The 23,280-nt window shown below is 37.7% G+C and carries 19 protein-coding genes; 10 read left to right on the top strand and 9 right to left on the bottom strand.

Annotated features, from left to right (window positions below; genetic code table 11):
- Window positions 1-339: 339 nt before the first annotated feature.
- The 5 genes from cofG to FJR04_RS19590 all read left to right on the top strand — a co-directional run bounded on the left by cofG (window position 340) and on the right by FJR04_RS19590 (window position 6,083).
- A complete protein-coding gene (gene cofG, locus FJR04_RS19610) occupies window positions 340-1,302 on the top strand; it encodes a 7,8-didemethyl-8-hydroxy-5-deazariboflavin synthase subunit CofG (RefSeq protein ID WP_168497873.1) in 963 nt (320 codons plus the stop codon).
- A 216-nt stretch (window positions 1,303-1,518) separates the two neighbouring features.
- Window positions 1,519-2,367, top strand: a complete 849-nt coding sequence (locus FJR04_RS19605; RefSeq protein ID WP_168497871.1) for an HpsJ family protein — start codon at window positions 1,519-1,521, stop codon at window positions 2,365-2,367.
- Between the two features lie 120 nt (window positions 2,368-2,487).
- Window positions 2,488-3,333, top strand: coding sequence for a glycosyltransferase family 2 protein (locus FJR04_RS19600; RefSeq protein ID WP_168497869.1), 846 nt, complete (start codon window positions 2,488-2,490; stop codon window positions 3,331-3,333).
- Between the two features lie 154 nt (window positions 3,334-3,487).
- A complete protein-coding gene (locus FJR04_RS19595; protein WP_168497867.1) occupies window positions 3,488-4,468 on the top strand; it encodes an aldo/keto reductase in 981 nt (326 codons plus the stop codon).
- Window positions 4,469-4,499: 31 nt separating this feature from the next.
- The gene (locus FJR04_RS19590) at window positions 4,500-6,083 is read left to right on the top strand and encodes a GIY-YIG nuclease family protein (protein WP_168497865.1); all 1,584 of its coding nucleotides are present in this window, start codon (window positions 4,500-4,502) and stop codon (window positions 6,081-6,083) included.
- Between the two features lie 61 nt (window positions 6,084-6,144).
- On the opposite strand, the gene FJR04_RS19585 is transcribed toward FJR04_RS19590, so the two are convergent.
- Window positions 6,145-6,435, bottom strand: coding sequence for a glycosyl hydrolase family 31 (locus FJR04_RS19585; protein ID WP_168497863.1), 291 nt, complete (start codon window positions 6,433-6,435; stop codon window positions 6,145-6,147).
- Between the two features lie 33 nt (window positions 6,436-6,468).
- Here FJR04_RS19585 and FJR04_RS19580 point away from each other — a divergent pair, with 33 nt between their 5' ends.
- A complete protein-coding gene (locus FJR04_RS19580) occupies window positions 6,469-7,344 on the top strand; it encodes a hypothetical protein (protein ID WP_168497861.1) in 876 nt (291 codons plus the stop codon).
- Window positions 7,345-7,350: 6 nt separating this feature from the next.
- On the opposite strand, the gene FJR04_RS19575 is transcribed toward FJR04_RS19580, so the two are convergent.
- Window positions 7,351-7,905 (bottom strand): Uma2 family endonuclease, encoded by a 555-nt coding sequence (locus FJR04_RS19575; protein ID WP_168497859.1) that lies wholly within the window; start codon window positions 7,903-7,905, stop codon window positions 7,351-7,353.
- Window positions 7,906-8,088: 183 nt separating this feature from the next.
- On the opposite strand from FJR04_RS19575, the gene FJR04_RS19570 reads away from it, so the two are divergent.
- Complete coding sequence (locus FJR04_RS19570) at window positions 8,089-9,306, top strand: DUF4336 domain-containing protein (RefSeq protein ID WP_168497856.1); 1,218 nt, start codon at window positions 8,089-8,091, stop codon at window positions 9,304-9,306.
- Window positions 9,307-9,532: 226 nt separating this feature from the next.
- Here FJR04_RS19570 and FJR04_RS19565 read toward each other — a convergent pair whose 3' ends face one another.
- The 4 genes from FJR04_RS19565 to lepB all read right to left on the bottom strand — a co-directional run bounded on the left by FJR04_RS19565 (window position 9,533) and on the right by lepB (window position 14,113).
- Window positions 9,533-11,266, bottom strand: a complete 1,734-nt coding sequence (locus tag FJR04_RS19565) for a R3H domain-containing nucleic acid-binding protein (protein WP_168497854.1) — start codon at window positions 11,264-11,266, stop codon at window positions 9,533-9,535.
- Window positions 11,267-11,317: 51 nt separating this feature from the next.
- Entirely contained in the window at window positions 11,318-12,454 is a 1,137-nt protein-coding gene (gene ldpA / locus FJR04_RS19560; RefSeq protein ID WP_168497852.1) for a circadian clock protein LdpA, read from the bottom strand.
- Between the two features lie 224 nt (window positions 12,455-12,678).
- Entirely contained in the window at window positions 12,679-13,455 is a 777-nt protein-coding gene (locus FJR04_RS19555; RefSeq protein WP_168497850.1) for an MOSC domain-containing protein, read from the bottom strand.
- Between the two features lie 4 nt (window positions 13,456-13,459).
- Entirely contained in the window at window positions 13,460-14,113 is a 654-nt protein-coding gene (gene lepB / locus FJR04_RS19550) for a signal peptidase I (RefSeq protein ID WP_168497848.1), read from the bottom strand.
- Between the two features lie 319 nt (window positions 14,114-14,432).
- Between lepB and FJR04_RS19545 the strand changes: the two genes are divergently transcribed.
- Entirely contained in the window at window positions 14,433-15,758 is a 1,326-nt protein-coding gene (locus FJR04_RS19545) for a dihydroorotase (protein WP_168497846.1), read from the top strand.
- A gap of 28 nt (window positions 15,759-15,786) precedes the next feature.
- On the opposite strand, the gene tsaE is transcribed toward FJR04_RS19545, so the two are convergent.
- Both tsaE and yvcK read right to left on the bottom strand, forming a co-directional pair.
- Window positions 15,787-16,224, bottom strand: coding sequence for a tRNA (adenosine(37)-N6)-threonylcarbamoyltransferase complex ATPase subunit type 1 TsaE (gene tsaE / locus FJR04_RS19540; RefSeq protein ID WP_168497844.1), 438 nt, complete (start codon window positions 16,222-16,224; stop codon window positions 15,787-15,789).
- A 48-nt stretch (window positions 16,225-16,272) separates the two neighbouring features.
- Entirely contained in the window at window positions 16,273-17,646 is a 1,374-nt protein-coding gene (gene yvcK, locus FJR04_RS19535) for a gluconeogenesis factor YvcK family protein (protein ID WP_168497842.1), read from the bottom strand.
- A 177-nt stretch (window positions 17,647-17,823) separates the two neighbouring features.
- On the opposite strand from yvcK, the gene ruvC reads away from it, so the two are divergent.
- A complete protein-coding gene (gene ruvC / locus FJR04_RS19530; RefSeq protein ID WP_168497839.1) occupies window positions 17,824-18,315 on the top strand; it encodes a crossover junction endodeoxyribonuclease RuvC in 492 nt (163 codons plus the stop codon).
- An 80-nt stretch (window positions 18,316-18,395) separates the two neighbouring features.
- Here the strand turns inward: ruvC and FJR04_RS19525 are convergent, their stop codons facing one another.
- Window positions 18,396-19,316: a carbohydrate ABC transporter permease gene (locus tag FJR04_RS19525; protein WP_168497837.1), complete on the bottom strand. Its 921-nt coding sequence runs from the start codon at window positions 19,314-19,316 to the stop codon at window positions 18,396-18,398.
- A 418-nt stretch (window positions 19,317-19,734) separates the two neighbouring features.
- Here FJR04_RS19525 and FJR04_RS19520 point away from each other — a divergent pair, with 418 nt between their 5' ends.
- The gene (locus FJR04_RS19520; protein ID WP_168497835.1) at window positions 19,735-23,280 is read left to right on the top strand and encodes a GAF domain-containing protein; all 3,546 of its coding nucleotides are present in this window, start codon (window positions 19,735-19,737) and stop codon (window positions 23,278-23,280) included.

Genomic DNA, 23,280 nt, shown 5'->3' with positions numbered 1-23,280 from the left:
GTTTGAGTTATGTATGTTTTGGTAGGTGTTTCTACCTCATGAATTTATATTAAGCTTTATGTTTCGATTTGTAAAGGGGTTTTGTAATATTTTTTAATAAATCTTGCCGAATAAGTTATTTTTAGAGCTATAAACTAGACGTAGTATGCTTTTCAAGCATTAATCTTTTTGTGAACTCCTGAATTTTTGGGCGCAAGCTACTATATATATCTCTATCTAGCCAAAATATTGTTATGTTACCTACAGTTTTTGGGCGCAGGCTACTACATATGTCTCTATCTAGCCAAAATATTGTTATGTTACCTACAGTTTTTGGGCGCAGGCCCTGCGCCCCTACATATGTCTCTATCTAGTCAAAATATTGTTACTTACAGTCCTGCTTACACTATCGTTCCTACTTATGAATGTTTTAACCGCTGTTCTTATTGTAATTTCCGCACAGAACCGGGTTTAAGTCCCTGGTTAAGTCTTGGGGAAGCTGAAGAAATTTTGTTACAACTCAAAGATCAAAATGTCTGTGAGATATTAATTCTGAGTGGTGAAGTACATCCCCATTCAGCAAGGCGTGAGGATTGGTTACAACGAATTTATGATTTGTGTGCATTGGCATTAGAGATGGGATTTTTACCCCATACCAATGCTGGACCATTGAGCTTTGCTGAAATGCAAAAACTCAAAAATGTTAATGTGTCTATGGGTTTGATGTTGGAACAGTTAACACCACAATTATTAAATACAGTCCATCGTCATGCGCCGAGTAAATTGCCCCAAGTGCGATCGCAACAATTACAATGGGCAGGAGAGTTAAAAATTCCCTTTACTACCGGGCTACTTTTAGGAATAGGCGAAACTGAGGATGATTGCTGGGAAACTTTAGCCGCTATTTCCGAGTCCCATAGGCGTTACCATCACATTCAGGAGGTGATTCTCCAACCCCACAGCCCCGGAACAGTGCAAACCTTGAATGCACCACCATTCAACCCTCATCAACTACCGACAGTCATCACCAAAGCGCGGGAAATTTTACCAGCAGACATTACAATTCAGATTCCCCCTAATTTAATTAAAGACGAAAATTGGTTACTTGCTTGTATAGATGCAGGCGCAAGGGATTTAGGGGGAATAAGTCCCAAGGATGAGGTAAATCCTGATTATCCTCATTTACAGGAGCAGGAACTGAGAATAATTTTAGAGTCTGGGGGGTGGAATTTAGTATCACGCTTACCAGTGTATCCCCAGTTTGACTGCTGGATAGATGGGGAATTAGCCGAGCAGGTGACAAAATGGCGGCAAAAATTCTAGTTTTTTGATTGGTGAGTGATAGAATTATTACCTATTTCCTGAGTGTATTGTGTATTAGAAAATATACTGTAATATAATGGGAAGTTCAAGTTTTATCAGACAGACTAGTATTAAGTTTTACTAAGTAACTCTCAATCTAATTGATTTTGCTGAGAAATTGATGAAAGTAACTTTGAATATGGTAATTAATCTGTTGTATTAACAATGTGAAAAAATATGGTTAACCGTGCATCTTCCTCCAATATATCCCTTTCACTCAAATTAGTGGGGATAATTTGTATATTGTCCTTTGGTCTAGATTTTCTATTTTTATTATTTCCTTTTCAACCCACAGATAAACTTTGGCAAATCAACCTGTTTAGAAATCTTGTTGAGCGGGGGATTGTCCCCATGGTGGGGATAGGAATAATACTGACTGCATACTGGGTTGATAGTTTTGATGAAAGTGGCCGTTCATCACCTTTGAGTCTGAAATTACCAACTTTTATCATTTCCAGTCTGTTAGGGCTAATATTCTTGCTTATTTTCCCTTTACATTTGAATAACGTTAATCAAGTAAAGGTACAGGCACTAGCACGTATTAACGAAGAATCTGGACAGTTAGAAAATCAGGTAACTGCTCAATTAGCACAAATTCAAACTCAATTAGGCAATAATGAGGTAAAAGCGGCTGTAGAAAAACAACGGACTGCATTAAAAGAGCAATTATCTACTCAACTTAATGAATTAGTCAGAGACGATGTTAAGTATAATCAAGCACTTAACAATCCCCAGCTACCTGCCGCGCAGAAGGATTTACTCAAGAAGTATAAAGCAAATCCGAAAGCCCTTGATGACTTTATCGCCCAGCAAACAGACCCTCAACAACTAGCAGTCCAAAGAACCACGCAAATTCGGACTCAAAAAGAACAACGGTTGAAAAAAACTCAGGAGGATGCTGTTAAGGAATTGCGAATTGGTATTAGTAGTTTATTGTTGTCCATTGGTTATATCGTTATTGGTTGGACAGGATTAAAAGGTATGGGTGTTTTGCAAGGTAGTTCTAAACGGAAGTCATCACGTTAGATTCAGTCTTGAATATGGCAGTCAGAAGGTATTATTAATCCTCATCCTTCCTGCCATTTTTATTGATGAACCGCAATCGAATAGTGATTATAAATTTAACTAAATCATCATCCCAACAGAATGTTTTCAGTTTACATACTGACTTATAATGAAGAGCTAGATATTGCAGCTTGTATAGAATCGGCACTGTTATCTGATGATATCATTGTCGTGGATTCTTGCAGTAGCGATCGCACCATAGAAATCGCTAATCGTTATCCTGTGCGAGTCTTCCAACATCGTTTTGAAAGTCATGGAAAACAACGAACTTGGATGTTAGAGTCCATACCACCTAAACATGAATGGGTGTATATACTCGAAGCTGATGAACGCATGACACCAGAACTATTTGCTGAATGTGAAAAAGCCTCTCAAAATCCAGAATACATCGCTTACTATGTCGCTGAAAGGGTGATGTTTATGAATCGTTGGATTCGTTACAGTACCCAGTATCCCCGCTACCAATTACGTCTTTTCCGTCATGGAAAAGTTTGGTTTACAGACTATGGCCATACAGAACGAGAAGTTTGTAATGGTGCTACCAGCTTTTTGAAAGAAACTTATCCTCATTACACTTCTGGTAAGGGATTAAGCCGCTGGATTGAAAAACATAACCGTTATTCTACAGATGAAGCTAGAGAAACATTATCTCAGTTAACAAGTGGTGAAATTAACTATAGAAATTTATTTTTCGGTAAATCCGAGGTAGAACGAAGACGCGCTCTCAAAGATTTATCTTTGCGTTTACCTGCTAGACCACTAATACGCTTTATCTATATGTATTTTTTTCTGGGTGGATGTTTAGATGGTAAGGCTGGATTTACTTGGTGTACTTTGCAAGCATTTTACGAATATTTAATTTTACTTAAAGTTTGGGAAATGAAATATCTGCCTACACCAAATTTAGAAGAACAAAAGCAAAAATAATAACTCGAAAACTCAACGAGTTGCGGAAGTCCTCACCCTCAAATCTTAGTAAGGTGGGGAGGAATAACCATTCGTGAATATTTCTAATATCTGAGTTCATTTGTCGAATATCGCTTTTAACGGTTAAATAGGTAATTAATAAAACTTCTTAACTATGCAAACTAACCACACACTCAATCTACCTCTCATGGGTTGCGGAACTTGGGCTTGGGGAAACCAACTGCTCTGGGGATATGATGAAAGTATGGATAACCAGTTACAAGAGGTATTTAACCTCTGTGTCAGCAATGGGATTACATTATTTGATACGGGTGATTCCTACGGTACAGGTAAATTAAAGGGACGCAGTGAGTTACTTTTAGGAAGATTTACCCAAGCATATCAAGGTTTAAATCAAGAGAATATTTGCATTGCTACTAAGTTAGCTGCTTATCCTTGGAGATGGACTAGAAACTCAATTATATCAGCTTGTAATGCCTCTGCAAAAAGATTAGACAAAAATGTTGATTTGGTGCAAATGCACTGGTCTACAGCTAATTATGCACCTTGGCAAGAAGTGGGTTTATTAGATGGTTTAGCAGATTTATATGAGCAAGGTTTAGTTAAAGGTGTAGGTTTATCTAATTATGGAACTAAAAGACTTTTATGGGTGCATAAAAGATTTCAGGAAAGAGGCATACCTATTAAAACTTTGCAAGTGCAATATTCACTTTTATCTACTTATCCGGTGACGGAATTAGGTTTAAAAGATGTTTGTGATGATTTGGGAATTACATTAATTGCTTATAGTCCTTTAGGATTGGGTTTATTAACGGGGAAGTTTTCGGAAAATGGTACTTTTCCTAAAGGCATTCGCGGATTTTTATGTAAGCAGTTATTACCAGGAATGAAGCCGCTTTTAGGCTGTTTGCGAGAAATAGCAAATACACGAAATAAAACTATGTCTCAAGTGGCTATTAATTGGTGTATTAGTAAAGGCACAATTCCCATTCCTGGGGCTAAAAGTTTGGAACAATCACAAGAAAATATTGGCGCTTTGGGTTGGTTTTTGAGTAATGGTGAAGTTGCAGAATTGGATCATGCTGCTGATAGGGTGGAGAAAAAAATGGTGCAGAATATTTTTCAAACAAAGTGAAATTTCTAAGAATATAAAACTCGAAATAAACATGAATAAGGACGAATTTATTTCAAAATTGCCTAATCTACCTCTAAAAAGCAGAGAACAACTACCTGAAAAATCAGGAATATACTATGTTATTGATGATCAATCAATTATTTGGTATATAGGACTAGCAAAAAAATTACGTAGTCGTTGGGCTGGAAAAAGTCACCATCGAATCTATCAGTTAGAAAAGCAAAGAAAAAAGGTTTTTACTATTTATTATGAGTTTGTTCATGAAACTCAACTTGACGCAATTGAACAGCAACGCATTGAACAGTATAATCCACAATTAAATGGAACAATAGTTAAAACTAAAAAACTACGTCCTACAGAAACACTTTTACGAGAAACTTTAGCTGTTATTGCACCATATAGTTTTATTTTGGGTGTAGAACCACCACGAAAAGATGATCTTAATTTTATGGCAAAATGTCAATCTTTTAGTAGTGATAGAAGGATTCAAAAATCAGTTTTACCTTTGAGTGTAATACATATTTGTATAAATTTAGAAGAGTTTAAAATTGACAAACTAAAAGTATTATTCACATTTTTAAGAAATGTCTTCAAAAAGCGTATTAACTATACAAGCAATTGGATTCTTAATCCAGCTAATAAACAGTATGAAAAATACGGGACATTTTTAACGAGAAGACTCTTAGTTAATGGTTTTGCAATAGAAGTTTCTATGATTCATAGAGAAGTTTTACAAAAAATTCAAAGTTACGATTGTTACGATTTGATGCAAATAGCAGGAATAGATATTAGAGTAATGAATGAAAATACTCTGAATATCTTGAAAGATACTTGTAAACTTAATGATGCTGGAATTTGTCTATACTCTGATAGAGATAATTCAGAATATGAAATAGTTTGCAATCAAGCATTAAAAAGACTAAATCCATATAAAATAGATTTAGTTAAGTTATTATTTAATGAAGAGATAAATCAAAAGAAATTCCAAACATTACCAATAGAATCAAAACCTAAACTAGAAAATAATAATAACTTATCTTCTCGACTCGTTAACCTCGCTGCTAAGAAAATATACCTGCAAAATTTATTAACAGAACGAGGAATTGATATAAATTCCTATCAAGTTAACAAGTATTTGGAAAGAATACCAACTGATAATAATTATGTTGACAATAACTCAGATAGAACTATGACAATATATGTTAAACCTTTTTTGTATGGTGATTTAAGAAAACCAGGTCATTATTCTCAGATTATATATGGTAATAAAGGTTTAATAAATCAAAAAAATAGTTTAGATCACTTTCCTTATGAAGCAGTTTATTTGAATGTCAAAGTAGATAAAGTATTATGGTTATTACTAGAAGAATATTTATCAGACTTTATCAAAGTAGAACTTAATCCAGATGAAGGTTACATAGAGAAGTATTATGTTTCTGCTAGAACTACTTTAAAACCTTCTAAAATCAGTGTAACTTTAAATGGAAAGTGGAAAACAGATATTCCATTCGGAACAAAAGATAATATGTCTTATACTGAGGTAGTAAATATTATTACAGAACGTTTAAATTCAAGTGGGATATCTAAACTTAAATTCTCATTTAGTATGATATGATATTGAATTCTAAAATATGCTAGAAAAATCAAACTTATAAGTATTCAGCTATAGCATTCGTTCATACATTTTTAATTTCTCCATTTGCTTGAGGAATAGGAGTTAATATAATATTACTTTCATAATTAGGGTTATATTCTTTAATTGATTCTAATATATATTCTGGTTCATTTTCTACATAACATTGATTTAAGTTATTTAAAGAAAAACTTTCCCAATTTTCTCTTTCTTCTGTATTATTGTCTTCTGGTAGAATCGGAATAATAAATACTTTTGTTCCTTCTGGAATAGATACAGAATCGAGTAATTCTATTTTCCCATCTTTAACAATTGCTAAATATCCTGATGTCATTATTTTTATCTCCTTTCAATTTATATTAGGTATATGTTGAAAAAATCAAACTTGTTTTTCCCAAAAATTCCCAAATTTACTTATCAACCTCAAAGCCCAGACACAGATATAAACGCTGATATTTATTTCTTTCAAAAATGGCGACAATTATCATTAAAACAACGCATAGCAAGATTCATTAGCCATGAACGAGGAGTTAAAAAACTATGTCTGATAGGAATTAAATCTCGACATCGGAATTTAAGTATACAAGAAATTCGTGATCTATTTATCCGTGCTGTATTAGGAGAAAAATTTACTCCTGATTTTCAACCAAAAGGTATTAATGAAAATATGTGGATTCAAGATTCAATTTCTTTAGCAGGAGAACTGCATCAACTTTTTGAATCAATTAATATTGATTACTATGTTAATCGAGGTGTTGCTAGTTCTATTCATGGAGAACCACGTTCTACTCGTGATTTAGATTTGGTGATAGAAGTTAAACCAAATCAAATAGATTTGCTGGTAAAAAATTTAGAAGCATCTGGATATTATTGTCCAGCAAGTGCGGTAGAAGATTTGCAACGTGACTGTGGAAATATGTTAAATATTACCCATACAGAAACTATTGCGAATGCTGATATATATATCACGGATAATTCACCTTATAGTATATCACAAATGAATCGGAGAATATTAATTAATGTAGATGGAATTCCTGTTTTTTGGATAGCTTCAGCAGAAGATATTATTTTACAAAAACTGCGCTGGGGAAAGGGAAGTAAATCAGAAAAACAATGGCGTGATGTTTTGGGGATAATTAAGTTACAAGCAGAAAATTTAGATTATAGTTATTTAACGGAATGGGCAGAAAATTTAGATTTAGTTGCTGATTTAAGTGAAGTATTAACTCAAGCTGGGATATGAAATAAACTAAATTCCCAATAATCTCTTCACAGAAATAGCAAGATCAGGAAAAGCTAAAGAACGAATTTCACCATGTTGTAAAATGGTTTTAGATTGATAAACCGTATCAATCAGAACTCGAAATATAATTAATTCCATAGTCTGTAAATTAATTACCCAATATTCAGGAATACCTGCGGCTGCATAAACTTTAGTTTTAACTTCCAAATCTTTAGTTAAACTAGAATTAGAATATTCAATTACCCAAAATATATTTTCAGGATAAGGATGATGTTTCTGATAATCTATTCCTAACCGTTGAACAATAGCAATATCTGGTTCTGGTTCTGAACTAGTTTGGGGTATGGTAATTGGTTTAGCTTGGCGAACTTTTGCCTTGTCTCCAAGTAAATAAATTAGATATTCTCCCGCTTCATCACTACAGTAAGCATGATATTCTCCCTCTGGAGGCATTTCTAATATTTCTCCATTAATTAATTCAACTTTTCGCTCTGTTAAGATGCCAGTAGCAATTATTTGATGATAGTCTTCAATAGTCCATTTAGCAGTAGTTATAGTCATAGCAGTTCTCCATCTGCTTTATCTTTATAATAAGCTAATTTACGATAATCTCTCATACTCAGATCCTCAATTTCTCTAAGAAATCAAGAATCTTATGTTGATCATCCCCATAATTTGCTAAACTTCAAAAATTGGCAAAGCAAACAAAAATCTGAGTATCCGGTATTGGGGGAGGTTCGCAGAGTGGTGGAAAGTGAAGACATAGGAGAAATTCATCCCCAAGATTTTTTATGGCGGTTTTGGCCTGTTGTGCCAATTTACCCTTATGGTAAACGTCGCACTATCCGTAAAGAAGTTCTTAAAGATACAATCTGGACTTTTGATCAATTACAGGGAATTTTCTATGTAATTGTGCCAATTCGCATGACTGTGATTAAGTTAGAAAAAGGCGGTTTGCTGGTTTATGCACCTGTCGCACCGACTGGAGAATGTGTTCGTTTGGTAAATGAGTTGGTAGCAGAACACGGTGATATTAAGTATATTATTTTGCCAACAATATCGGGAATAGAACATAAAGTATTTGTTGGTCCCTTTGCGCGATGCTTTCCCAATGCACAGATATTTGTTGCCCCTGAACAATGGAGTTTTCCGCTAAATCTGCCTTTGAGTTGGTTGGGTTTACCAGGTAAACGCACTCGGATATTGCCTGAGAATAGCCAGGAAGCCCCTTTTGCTGAGGATTTTGATTATGCAATCCTGGGATCTATTGATTTAGGTTTGGGTAAGTTTGCAGAGGTGGCTTTTTTCCACAAGCGATCGCATACTCTCTTACTTACAGATACCATAGTTTCAGTACCAGCAGACCCACCAGCGATCGTTCAACTTGACCCCTACCCCTTGCTGTACCACGCCAAAGACAAAGCCTCTAACATCGTTGCAGATACCCAAGCAAACCGCCGTAAAGGATGGCAACGGGTAACATTATTTGCCTTGTATTTTCAACCGAGTGTATTAAATGTACCCTCATGGAAAGATATATTTACAGATGCCCAGAAAGCCCCAGAACGTTCTAGAAAAGCTTATTTTGGGTTTTTTCCCTTCCAATGGCAAGAAAATTGGCAACGTTCCTTTGATATTTTGCAAGGAAATGGGCGTTTATTTGTTGCCCCAATTTTACAAAGTTTGATTTTAAATCGCGCACCGGGCGAAACAATAAATTGGGCTGATAAAGTTGCCAGTTGGGATTTTCAATGGATTATTCCCTGTCATTTCGATGCCCCAATTAAAGCCGAACCAAAACAATTTCGCCAAGCATTTTCGTTTTTAGAAAAACAGCCAATTAGGGGTTTAGTTAGTAGTAATAGTTATCCTTTACCGGAGGATGATTTTAAGTTATTGAGAGATATTGATACAGGATTAAATAAGTTTGGTATTGTGCCACCAGCTAGGGATAAGGTGTAAGTAGGTGAACGGAAAAAAACCAACATATATAACGAAAAGTAAAATCGCCTAAAACCTCTTATCTGTTCGCTGTTCCCTACCCTCACAGACAAATTTTATAGCTTCAGCTATCAGCAAGCCCTATGTAGATTTTTTACAACAACGCTATAATTTTTACTCAAAAACAATAAAAAAATCCCCTGAAAAGATTTAAAAACAATCCTTTCAGAGGAAATTCATCAAGAACTTACGCCGGGTAAATTCTTAATCGGCGATTGGGTTCTTCGCCAAAACTATCGGATTTGAGACGATAATGTTCCACCAACTCATGCTGCATTTTTCGCACTTGGGAAGAACGGGGTAGTAACTCCACAGGCTGACCTTTAGGGATCACAATTTGCTCTACAGCAAGTCGAGCTTCCTCCAAAGCGTCCATTTCATCATCACTACCGTTGTGTAATAACAGTTGTAATTCGCGGTCGTCGCCAAGTTCTGGATCATCAATATTCAGTAATCGGCGGAGACTGCGAGTAATTTGAGGGATTGTACTAGACTTGATCACATGAATAGGTACATGACGGGCTTTAGCCATCTGTCTTAACTTAGCGTGGTTCTTGACGTGCGATCGCAAAGCCAAAATAGCATCAGCACTATCTAAGTCTTTTGTCAAGATCACAGGCAAACTTAACACATTAATCACCTGTTCCAGTTGGTGACGACTCACCCCATAGGGGTAAATGTGCAATGGTAAATCTTCCCCATTTGGTCCTGCTTGTTTGCGGCTGGTAAAATCAATACTTTCTGAGTAATTGAAAGATTCATCTAACAACCGGTCAAATTCACTGCGTCCAGTTGGTCTTTCCCGATCTAAAGACAAAGGCGGTAAAGCCACCATTTGTCCAGAAGAACGCCAACCATTAGGTTTAGCAGCTAAAAACGATTCTTCCACATTAGCAAGATGTCCATTGCCACCATTGACCACAGCCAACTGTCTAACAATACCAACTTTGCCGTTTTCATCAACCGTCCTAGTTTGTGGATTAGCTTGACGACCCCGTAACAAAGTATCAACCGTATCCGCTACACATTCATGAACTACCCAGCGTTGCCGTTCCAGCATTTCCACAGCAATCTCAAAAGTCGGTGGAGCTTTGCGTTCTAAAACCGTCTTTTGCGAACCACGTCGTCTAGCTTCATCATCTCCTAGCGTCACAGCCTGAATACCACCTACCAAATCAGACAGAGTGGGATTTTTAATCAGGTTTTCAATCTGATTACCATGAGCAGTTCCTACCAATTGCACCCCCCTTTCGGCAATGGTACGAGCCGCTAAAGCTTCCAGTTCTGTCCCAATTTCATCAATGACTATGACTTCTGGCATATGGTTTTCCACAGCCTCAATCATGACTTGATGTTGTAATTCTGGTTTAGAAACTTGCATCCGTCTAGCACGACCAATGGCTGGGTGAGCAACATCACCATCTCCAGCTATTTCGTTAGATGTGTCAATAATTACCACTCGCTTATTTAAGTCATCCGCTAACACACGGGCAATTTCCCTTAAAGCCGTGGTTTTACCAACACCAGGACGACCTAGCATGAGAATTGATTTACCAGTTTCCACCAAATCGCGGATCATGCCAATAGTTCCGAATACCGCCCTGCCGACACGACAAGTTAAGCCAATAATCTTACCACTACGGTTGCGGATAGCACTAATCCGATGCAAAGTTTGCTCAATTCCGGCCCGATTATCCCCCCCAAAATTTCCAACTCGTTGAATGCAATCATCTATCTGGGCTTGAGTAACAGGTGTTTCGCTCAAATACTCCGCTGCATGGGGAAACCGAGCTTCTGGACGACGGCCTAAATCCAATACCACTTCAACTAAATTATCTCGTTTAGGATGATTCTCTAGTTTTTGTTGGAGGTCTTGGGGCAAAATGTCTAACAACTTTTGGAGATCTTCTGTAATCGTCATGCTTTCTATGGGTGACTGACGTTTTTAGAGATAAGGTTGGCGCGATTAGCGTTACCGCTGAGATTTAATCTGGGAAACGAGAGAATGGGCAAGTTTTACAGCTTCCCAGAGTAATTCCGGTTCTGTTTCCAAGCGGATGTTGTTTTTACTATCAGTGTTAATCACCTCCTTATTTTCCAACTGGTCAAGAATGGGTGACAGCAATACACGGGCGTAGCTACCATAGGCAACCCCGGAGATAAAAGCTGGGGACTCTTTCCCCTCTGCTCCCCTGCTCCCCTGCTCCCCTGCCTCTTGGAGAAGTCCCATCCCCTTCAATTTAGGGATGGTGTAACTATTAGTGCCGCCTGCTAACTGCACATATCCCGGTAGATTTGCTGCCAAAACTTTTTGTCCTAATTTCACTGTGGCGATAGTAGTACCATCACCAATATCACCACTCATAGAACGGCCATCAGTTTGCCAAATTAAAAACTGTGGACGGGGGACAATCAAATCATAAATTGCTTTGAGGTAATCAATTAGTCCTTCACCATCGTTACAACTAATGGCTACTAACTTTAATTTATCTGCCCAAGGTGTAATTGCCTGCCATAACTGTTGAAATTCTGGCAACCGCCCTATTTGAGTATGAATTTCTACGGCATCTATTCCCGTTGATGCGATACCTGTGGAGAGAGCGATCGCTCCCGGCTTTGACACATAAGATTTTGTATAAATTATCCCATAGGGACAGATGGGCAAGCAACGGCCACAGCCATAACATTTTTCAGAAATTACTCCGGAAATATCATCTTTGGTATTGTTAAATAAAATTGCTTGGGCTGGACAAATTTTCTCACATGGTCTAGGACAATCACTAGGACAGTCGTGAGCATTAAACTCAGCTTTTCTAAAATGGGAATCTTCTCCATCATTGAGGCTGACCATTAATAAAGGCAAATCACCTGTAAAGGCAAAGCCTCGCTCTTGGGCTTCCTTAGCCAAACTTTGGGCTACTAGTAAAGCTTCTTGAGTAGCGGCAATAACTGCCGAATCGGCTGCTACATCTATACAGTCAGCACCAGCCAAGGTGTAGGCTAATGTTAAACTTCTGACCGCAGGAAGATGTTGGTAACTAGCTCCGCAAATCAACTTGAACCAGTTACCTTGTTTTAGGGATTGTAAAGGGGCGAATAAATCAGTCACATTTCCATTATGCGTTTATTCCACTGGAAATTGCAGCCTGTCATCAGGAAAATTTAGATTTTTTTTGTTACTAATTTTTTATATAGGAATCCGGTTTGGTTTCTAAATTTACTCGTAGAGCTAGGGAACAGGGAACAGGGAACAGGGAACAGGGAACAGGGAACAGGGAACAATAAATCAAGGTATACGGAGTTTTATTCAAAAATCAAATAGGAGTCCTATTGTTAAATTTCAATCTTACTGCCTAGTGTAATCATTTTTCCCGCTTCTGTAACGGGAACTCTCGTATTTATACCCAATCTATAAAAGTGATTAAATTGGGCTGTATTTACCCATATTGGCATAGTTGCTTGGCGTTTTTGCCCAAATATTTTCTGAAAATTTGGATAAACTTCCCCTGAATAAGAATCCCTTGTAGGAACTACACAACGTTGACATGGGTTGATTCCCAAAAACTTCACGTCTCCCACAGTGAAGGCTACTGGTTCACTACCAGCAGCAAATAACCTATCTTCCCAAAAAGCGGGAACGCCATCTATTTCCAGATTGGCACGAATTCGCCGCCGCATTTCATCAACACTGATACCAGAGAACCAGGACGCAACTTCTGTTAAAGTCGCTGTACTAATGATGGTTGCTCCTGGTGAATCTGTATCATCAGGAAAACCCATAGCGGTATTTTGCTGTAATTGCACAGGAAAACCCAAAAAATCGCTGACAGTTGCGGCTATTGCTGAGTGTTCTTCATCTAAATGAAAAACCTGTTCTGAATTTTTCCCAGGAAACTTCAGCTTTACCAACCTTTGTTCTAGGAAAAACTCTGAACGTAACATCAGGATTTGCGGATAACGCTTACCGTTCACAAATCTATTTTGTGCGTCAACAAATGCAAACTCACGATCATGCCTAAGTGCGCTGCTGGAAAGAATAGTGGACTTTTCCACTTCTACACCATCCAATGACTTAATTGGATAGAGCAAAATTTTTGCTAAATATGCCATGAATTCATGGCTGTACAGGTGGGTGGACAGGGGATTTATCAAGAGCGCCAACTTTATTAAGTGGCCAGAAACGAACTACAGCCCGACCAATAATATTATTGCGGGGAACAACACCCCAGCAGCGTCCATCATAACTGCTGCCACGATTGTCGCCTAATACCAAATATGAATTTGGCGGAATGGTTTCTGCTTGAGCTAGAAAAGGAGGCTGGGGACCGGAGGTACAAACATTAACTAAGGTGCTTTCAGGAGAGGAAACATATTTGTCCTCTGCTAGTGGTTGATTATTGATGTAAACTTTACCCTCTTTAAGTTCTATTTTCTCGCCGGGTAAACCAACAATCCGCTTAATAAAGGCTTCGTTGTATTGTTCTTTTCGTAACTGCTCTGTAGGTGAAAATACAACTATATCTCCCCGTTGTGGGTTAGCAAATTTATACTTTAACTTATCAACAATAATCTTATCTGCTTCCCACTGGTTTTGTGTACCATGGAGGGTTGGTTCCATAGAACCGGTAGGAATCCAACGGGCTTCAGCTACGAAAGTCCGAATTCCAAAAGCCAGGAAGACGCTCAAAATAATGGTTTTACCTAGCTCTATGAACCAGGAATTATCGGGTTGTTGGCTAGAGTTGTTATCAGACACTTGATTTTGCATGAAATTACTGAAGTAATTGTAAGAGATTAGTACGCAACGGAGTCAGTCAACCAACCATTAAAAATTTGTAAAAGGCTTGTGTAGTCTGCTTTGTAAATTTTTAATTATTAATTTTTAATTCCACCCTGTTGTACTAGTTTAGACTTAAACAAAAAGACTTGATATCATTAAACACGAGAGTTCTTGGTTTGCTTGACCATAACCCTTTTTTAACACAAAACCAAAATTGATGATTTTTTTGTGCAATTTAAGTTTACCTTGATGCAGAATTTATCTATCAACCATCAAGAGTTCCTTTATACTTACAACTTTTAAATCCATGTCAACTCCACAAAGTTTACTGATTCGCCATGCTGAAATTATTTTACCTAATGGTGAGTTAATGGTTGGGGATGTATTAACATCTAATGGCCAAATAGTCAAAGTTGGCAGTGAAATTGATTCTGCTGGAGTTACTCAAGAAATTGACGCGCAAGGATTAACTTTGTTGCCTGGTGTCATTGACCCCCAAGTACATTTCCGTGAACCTGGTCTAGAACATAAGGAAGACCTGTTTACGGCTAGTTGTGCCTGTGCTAAGGGTGGAGTCACTTCCTTTCTAGAAATGCCCAATACAAGACCTTTAACCATTAGCCAGTCAGCTTTAGATGACAAGTTACAACGGGCTGCCAATAAGTGTTTAGTTAATTATGGCTTTTTTATTGGAGCTACGGCCGATAATTTACCAGATTTACTTTCCGCCCAGCCCACACCGGGAATTAAGATTTTTATGGGGTCAATGCACGGACAGTTGTTGGTGAACCAGGAAGAGGCATTAGAGGCGATTTTTGCTCAGGGAAACCGTTTAATTGCTGTTCATGCAGAAGACCAAGCCAGAATTAATCAACGAAAACAGGAGTTTGCGGGTATTGAAGATATTGCTATTCATTCCCAAATTCAAGATAACCAAGCTGCATTGTTAGCCACCCAATTGGCATTAAAGCTTTCTAAAAAATATCAAAGACGGTTACATATTTTACATATGTCAACGGCAGAGGAAGCGGAGTTGCTGCGTCAGGATAAACCTAGTTGGGTGACAGCGGAGGTGACACCACAGCATTTACTTTTGAATACTAGTGCGTATGAAACAATTGGTACTTTAGCACAGATGAATCCACCATTGCGATCGCCCCATGATAATGAAGTTCTCTGGCAAGCTTTACGTGATGGTATCATTGATTTTATTGCTACTGACCACGCCCCCCACACCTTAGCAGAAAAAGCCCAAACTTACCCGAACACTCCTTCCGGAATGCCCGGTGTAGAAACTTCTTTACCTTTAATGTTAACCGCTGCTATGGATGGAAAATGTACTGTTGCCCAAGTTGTGCAATGGATGTCTAAGGCAGTAGCTGTAGCTTATGGTATTGCTAACAAGGGAGAAATTACTCCTGGTTATGATGCTGATTTAGTCTTGGTAGATTTAAAAAATTACCGTGAAGTTAAACGGGAAGAAGTTTTAAGTAAGTGCGGTTGGAGTTCCTTTGAAGGTTGGAATTTAACAGGTTGGCCTGTGACAACAATTGTCGGCGGTGAAATTGTTTATGATCAAGGACAGCTAAATACCCAAATTCGCGGACAAGCTTTAACTTTTTCAAAATCGTAGTCAGTTGTCAATTATCAATTATCAATTGTCAATTGTTCGTTGTTACAGCGGTAATTTCGGCTTGGCGATCGCCATCTTCACCATAGTTTAAACATATCTTTAAATAACTATCTGGTAAATATGGCATTCGTTGGGCCCATTCAATAGCAACAATTCCTGGTGCTACTTCTATCCCTTCCCAGTAACTTTCTAAATTCAAACCTGTAACTTCTTGAGGTTCTAAGCGGTATAAATCCAAGTGATAAAGGGGGATACGTCCTTCTGTATACTCATTAATGAGAGTAAAAGTAGGACTAACAATAGAGTCAATTATCCCCAAACCTTTACCAATGCCTTGCACCAAGGTAGTTTTACCAGCCCCTAAATCACCTTCTAGTAAAATCACACTACCAGCAGCCAAAGTTTCCCCAAGGGTAACTCCTAATTGCTGTGTTGCTTCTATGTCTGGAAGGAAAATTTTAGTCATTGGTCAGTTGTTAGTTGTCAATTATCAATTGTCAATTGTCAATTATTCTTACTTTCCGTGATGCGCCCCACTGTACCATTTTAATAAAACCTTAGCTAGTTTTTGCGGATCATGGCGAACAGCACCATTATCATCTTCATATAAAATATTAGCAGGAACTAATCGCCGTCCTAATTGGGTAACAGCTTCTCTATCCAAGAAAACTGGATGGGCATTTTGTTGAGCATAACGGATCAGGGCTTGGGCTGAGGGTGTTTTTTTATGAACTAATACGGCATCAAATAACCTTCTGTCACCACAAGCATGATCTATGGCTTGAATATGTTCAGCAACACTATATCCATCAGTTTCTCCTGGTTGAGTCATGATATTGCAGATATAAATGCGGGGTACACTGACCGCAGCGATCGCATCAGCAATTTCTTGAACTAACAAATTAGGAATTAAGCTAGTGTAAAGACTACCTGGACCAATAATAATGTAATCAGCTTCTTTAATTGCCTTAATAGCTGCGGGCAATGCAGGGGGATTTTCAGGAATGCAGCCAATTTTGACAATTTTTCCCCCAGCTTTAGGAATATTAGACTCACCCTCAATGCGGCGGCCATCTGTCAATTCTGCCCAGAGACGGACATCACTAAGCGTAGCGGGTAAAACCTGTCCTCTCACTGCCAATACCTTAGAACTAGCAGCAACAGCCTGTTCCAAATCGCCAGTAATATCAGTCATGGCAGTTAAAAACAAATTACCAAAACTGTGACCTGTTAAACCATCCCCCGCCCGAAAGCGATATTGAAATAATTCTGTCAGTAATTTTTCTTCATCTGCTAGTGCTGCTAAACAGTTGCGGATATCTCCAGGTGGTAAAACGCCAAATTCTTCGCGCAGTCTGCCAGAAGAACCACCATCATCTGCTACGGTGACAATAGCGGTAATATTAGCACTGTAGGTTTTTAAGCCTCTGAGTAAAGTTGAAAGTCCAGTCCCACCACCAATGACCACGATTTTTGGTCCCCGGTATAAACGACGATGGGTTAAGAGAACATCTATCAAATCCTCCTCATTAACTCCTGGTCTTAACACTTCGGTAATTGAACCGACAGTGCGGGATTGCCCCCACAGCACTAATAGGACACCACAGAGCAGGAGTAAGGGACCGCTGATATAGTTGGGTAAAATATTGGCGAAGAATCCGAGAAGACCTCTAAGTAACTCTATCATCCAGAAAATTGGAGTTAGCTTCACCCAAATAGCTAAACCCAAACTGGCCAACACAACACCCCCAACAGTTATAAACAACCAGCGTTTCACAAACAACCCAGGGGATAACCATTTGAACCATTGGTTAACCCGATGAGAAGTACGACTGTGCGACTGTAGTTGTAGCGAATGAATGGCTTGTTTCAGAAAACCGATGAACATACCTAATAGGGAACGTTGGTACAAACAATATCTAACAGAAACTTTACATCACTGGCTTTCAAGACTAGAGGAGAAACTATAAGAATTATTAATTCCTTTATAATTTCGGGAATTAAAAGCATATTTATCTTTATTTTTGCCTGTTGCCTTTTACCCGGTTATTTTACAGAGAATTTCATGAAAAAACGCATTTTAGGAATAGATCCAGGATTGGCAACTATCGGATTTGGGGCGATTAATTGGCAACAAAGTCAAACTAAAGGACAAGAGACAACGGTGCAGATGGTAGATTTTGGGGTAATTCGCACTTCTGCCAATATGGAAATGACTCAACGACTGTGTACTTTATTTGACGATTTACACACAGTGATGGAGGAGTTGCAGCCGGATTTGGTGGCAATTGAAAAATTATTTTTCTATCGGATGGCCAATACTATTGTTGTTGCCCAAGCCAGGGGTGTACTGATGTTAGTTCTAGGACAGCGTAAGCTTCCTTATGTGGAGTTTGCCCCTCCCCAAATCAAACAAGCTTTAACAAACTATGGTAAGGCGGATAAAGCAGAAGTACAAGAAGCGGTAATGCGGGAGTTGGATTTAGATGAAATTCCCAAGCCAGATGATGCTGCGGATGCTTTAGCAGTGGCTTTAACTGCTTCGTTTCAGTTGTAAGATGACCAATTATAGCAGGGGAGCAGGGGAGCAGGAAAAACTTCTTAACAACTGACAACTGACAACTGACAACTGACAAATCACCAATTACCATCTTGCTGATTTACAACTAATCGCAAGATTGATAATCCTAAAATGATGAGAAATAGTACCAAACCAATTGTACAAGCATAGCTAATTTCTAAATTACTGAATGCTTGTTCATATAAATAATAAACTATGGTTTTAGAACTGTTGAGTGGTCCGCCTTGAGTCATGATATAAACTTCATCAAAAACTTTAGTAGCAGCAATTGCGGAAATTACAGCTACTAAAGCTAAATAAGGTTTCATTAAGGGAATGGTAATATCCCAATGTTTACGAATATTGTCTGAACCATCAATAGCTGCTGCTTCGTAGATGTCAGCAGGAATGGATTGTAATCCCGCTAAATAAATAACCATGTAGTAGCCTAAGCCTTTCCAAATCGTTACAGCCATAATACTGGCTAAAGAAATGGGGATAATTCCTAATACTTTATCTGGACTTGTTAGCCAAGGTATGCCTTCGGGAAAAATCCCTAAAGTTTTGAGGATTTGGTTGAGTAATCCATTTTCTGCATATAACCATTTCCAGGCTATTCCTGCTACTACCATAGAAATTACGACAGGGGTATAGTATGCTGTTCTAAACCAATTCATACCCCGCAGTTTTTGATTGACTAAAATTGCTAAAACTAAGGGTAAAAATACTAAAATTGGGACAACGCCCACAAGATAAAGGAATGTGTTTTCTAGAGTTTGCCAAAAAACCTGATCTTTCCATAAACGCAGAAAGTTTTTTAAGCCAATCCATTGGGGAGGATCTCCGATACTTTCATAGTTAGTAAAACTGAGATAAAAGGCTTGTATGGCTGGCCAAAAAACAGTTAAGGTTAAAATAATTAAGGCGGGTAATAAAAATAAATATGGAGTTATTTTTTGTTGAATTAAAATCCATTGTTTTGATGTTAATTGCGGCATATCATTAAAAATGAGGTTCTAGTAATTAGGGGATGTTTTTCTAGAGTTTTTATTAAGACTTACGCAAGATTGAACTCAAAACCTTATTCTTGCGTAGGGGTAATTCATGAATTACCCCTACTTCCTCTCTGTGACTGGAGCGCCTCTGCGTGTTCGCGCAGCGTGCCGTAGGCATAACAAAATCATACTCTTAATCAGCAACGCCTTTTGCGTAAGTCCTATTTATCTTGAATAAACTATAATAATGATAACTTTTTGGTCAAAATTCATACTTGGCGAAAAAGTGGGGGAGATCACCAAAATGTGTGTAGAAAAGTAAAATTGCCCAAAACTGCCTTATTACTGTTCTTTTTTCTTGTACAGACATTCCGCCAAAACCTGTTTATTTCTGAATTCTGCTATATATTTCCTCAGCTTTATGAATAATGATTTAAATTACCATATCAAAAATAACACTAATGAACTAACTTCCCAAGCAAGACAAGAAAAACTTTTGTTGGATATGGTGCTGCGTATCCGAGCATCCCAAGACTTGGAAACAATTCTTAATACTGCGGTGCAAGAAATTCGGCAGTTATTGGCAGCAGATCGAGTGATTATCTACAGATTAGAGCCAAATTGGAGTGGTGAAGTTTTGTTTGAGGCTGTTACTGAATTAGAGCAACCAATTCTACATCAGACAATTTGGGATGAGTGTTTTGAGCAAAGTTGGCTGGAATCTATTGGGCAAAGTTTAATGCCGAAGATGATGCCTAAAGCGATCGCTAATATTTATCATACTGGCTTCAGTGACTTTGATCTCAATGCTCTAGACAAGTTTCAAATCAAAGCTAATTTAGTTGTTCCTATTTATGTAAATCATCAAATCTGGGGATTTTTAATTACTCATCATTCCCAAAGTTCCTGGAATTGGCAACCATCAGAGATCCGGTTTCTAGAGCAATTGTCAGTTAATATAGCGATCGCTATTCAACAAGCTACTCTTTTAGAAAAAGTCCGCCAAAATAATCAAGAGTTAGAACTCCAAATTAACCAAAGAACTACACTGTTAGAAAATACCAATTTCCAATTATTAGCGGAATTAGTTGAAAGGAAAAAAGTTGAAACTGAGTTAAAGGCAACCCAGACTAAATTAGCTGGTATTTTAGATGTAGCTGACGATGCCATTATTTGCATAGACACAGCCCAGAAAATTACCCTATTTAATCAGGGGGCAACAAGAATTTTTGGTTTTACTGCTTCAGAAATTATTGGCAAATCTTTAGATGTTCTCATACCAAAACGATTTGTTACTGTCCATTGTCAGCATATTCAACGTTTTATTTCTTGTGCCGATGTTGCTCGACCCATGGGTTATCGGAATCGTGATTTGTTTGCTTTACGTAAGGATGGAACAGAATTTCCTGCTGATGCTTCCATATCTAAATGGAATACAGGTAATGAAGTTATTCTTACTATTATTCTCCGAGATATTACTAAAAGCAAACAGGTGGAAATAGAACTCCGAAAAAGTCAACGTTTATTAGCAAAAGCCCAAAAAGTAGCCAAGATAGGTAGTTGGGATTTTGATTTAATTACTCAAAAAATGACTTGGACAGAAGAATTATTTCAGATTTTAAACCGTGATTTAGCATTGCCAGAACCTAATTATGAGGAGAATTTGCAGATATATCATATTGATGATCGGCAAAAATTACACGCAGCCTGGCAAAGGGCAATGATACTAGGTGAATCTTATCATTTAGTTCTCAGAATTCCTTTATTTGATAGTAAAATCAACTACATAGAAGCCATTGGTCATGCAGAAATTAGAGATAGCAAAGTGGTGCGATTATATGGAACTTGCCAAGATATTACCGAGCGAATTCAAGCAGATATAACTTTGCAAAAAGAATTGAATAAAGCATTACTATTAAAAAATTTGACAGATCAAATCCGGGAAACATTAAACCCTGATGAAATTTTACAAACAGCAGTACAACAAATTAGCCAAGCATTTGGGGTGAATCGTTGTTTAATTCACTCTTATATGACTGAACCAGTGGTAAATGTGCCATTAGTGGCAGAATATATATCTGGTAACTATGAATCTATCTTTAAACTGCACGTCACCATTCCAGCTATTGGCAATCCTCATATAGAACAGTTATTAAAACAAGAAACAGCGATCGCTTCTGATAATGTTTATGCAGATCCATTATTAGAAAGTGCTGAATCAATTTGTCGGCAAATAAATTTAAAATCAATGTTGTCCGTTGCTACCTTTTATCAAGGGAAACCCAATGGTTTAATTGGTTTGCACCAGTGCGATCGCTATCGGCATTGGACAGAAGAAGAAGTTGAAATGATGGAAGCAGTAGCCGCTCAATTAGGGATAGCGATCGTCCAAGCTCAACTATTAGAACAAGAAAAAACCCGTCGTCAAGAACTATCTAATCAAAATGCGGATCTCGTTCATGCGAAACAGGAAGCAGAAGCAGCAAATAAAGCCAAAGGTGAGTTTCTTGCTAACATGAGTCATGAAATTCGTACACCCATGAATGCCGTATTAGGCTTTACTGAACTATTAGCTTCTACCATCACCGATAATCCAGCTAAAGAATATATAGAAGCGATCTCATCCAGTGGTAAAATTTTACTAGCCTTAATTAACGATATTCTGGATCTTTCCAAAATCGAAGCTGGTAAACTACAAATTCACTTTGAACCTGTAGATTTGCGTTTATTATTGCAAGATATTAAAATAGTCTTTTCCCAAACAGCTAATAGCAAAGGCATAAAATTAGAAACCGAAATTGATCATCATCTCCCCACAATTATCCAAATTGATGAAGTGCGACTCCGACAAATTCTGCTCAATATTGTTGGTAATGCTATTAAATTTACTGATCAAGGATATGTGAAAATCATAGTTAATCTATGCAATCAAAACATTTATGATAGAGAAACAACCTGTTTAGAAATTACAGTTGAAGATACGGGAATTGGTATTGCTCCTAGTGATCAAGAAAAGATTTTTAGAGCTTTTACTCAAAGCAATAGTCAAAGTAATCGTAAGTATGGTGGTACAGGATTAGGACTGACAATTACACAAAGACTAGTGCAGATGATGGCAGGAACAATTGAATTACAAAGTCAACTGGGAAAAGGCAGTAAATTTATATTACGCTTTTCCCAATTAGCAATATCAAATCCTCTGACAATTACTAAATCAACTATCCGAGAAGATGAAAATCTAGATCAATTTCCCTCATTAATTATCCTCGTCGCTGACGATGTGCAATCAAATCTCGACCTCATTGGCAGCTATTTTGCTGATACATCCCATCAACTTATTTTTGCCCACGACGGATATCAGGCTATTCAACTCGCTCAAATATATAATCCTGACCTGATTTTACTAGATTTGCGAATGCCAAAAATGGATGGTAGAGAAACATCTCAATTTCTCAAAAATAATCAACAACTGCAAAATATACCCATCATTGTGCTAACTGCTTCACCTCAACAAAGTGACAAAATAGAACTACAAGCATTATGTCAAGGTTTTCTCCGTAAGCCAGTTTCCCGTCGTGAGTTAGTAACAGCACTGAAAAAAGTGTTAAAATGGGATTCTTATGTTACAGAGAATCAAGAAAATCTCACAGAAAAATCAAGTCCCCATCATCTCACACCTTATTTCCAACCAGAGGAGATAGTCATGGTGTCAGACTTGTTCATCAAAATCTCTCAAGAGGCCAACACTAACTGGAATAAATTACGAAAAACCTTAACTATCCGCGACTTAGAACTATTTATTGAACGTCTCAACAATTGGGGCCAAGAGCATCAGTGTCAATTATTGATAGACTATGCCAATACCATTAGCAAGCATCTTGATAACTTTGATTGGGATCAGATACCTGCTTCCGTTGAACAGTTTGCAGTCGTCCAAGCTGAAATTAAGCATTATTTGGCAGAATAG

The sequence above is a fragment of the Anabaena sp. UHCC 0204 genome, from assembly GCF_009711975.1.
GTDB lineage: Bacteria > Cyanobacteriota > Cyanobacteriia > Cyanobacteriales > Nostocaceae > Dolichospermum.
This window is presented reverse-complemented; position numbering and strand designations above follow the sequence as displayed.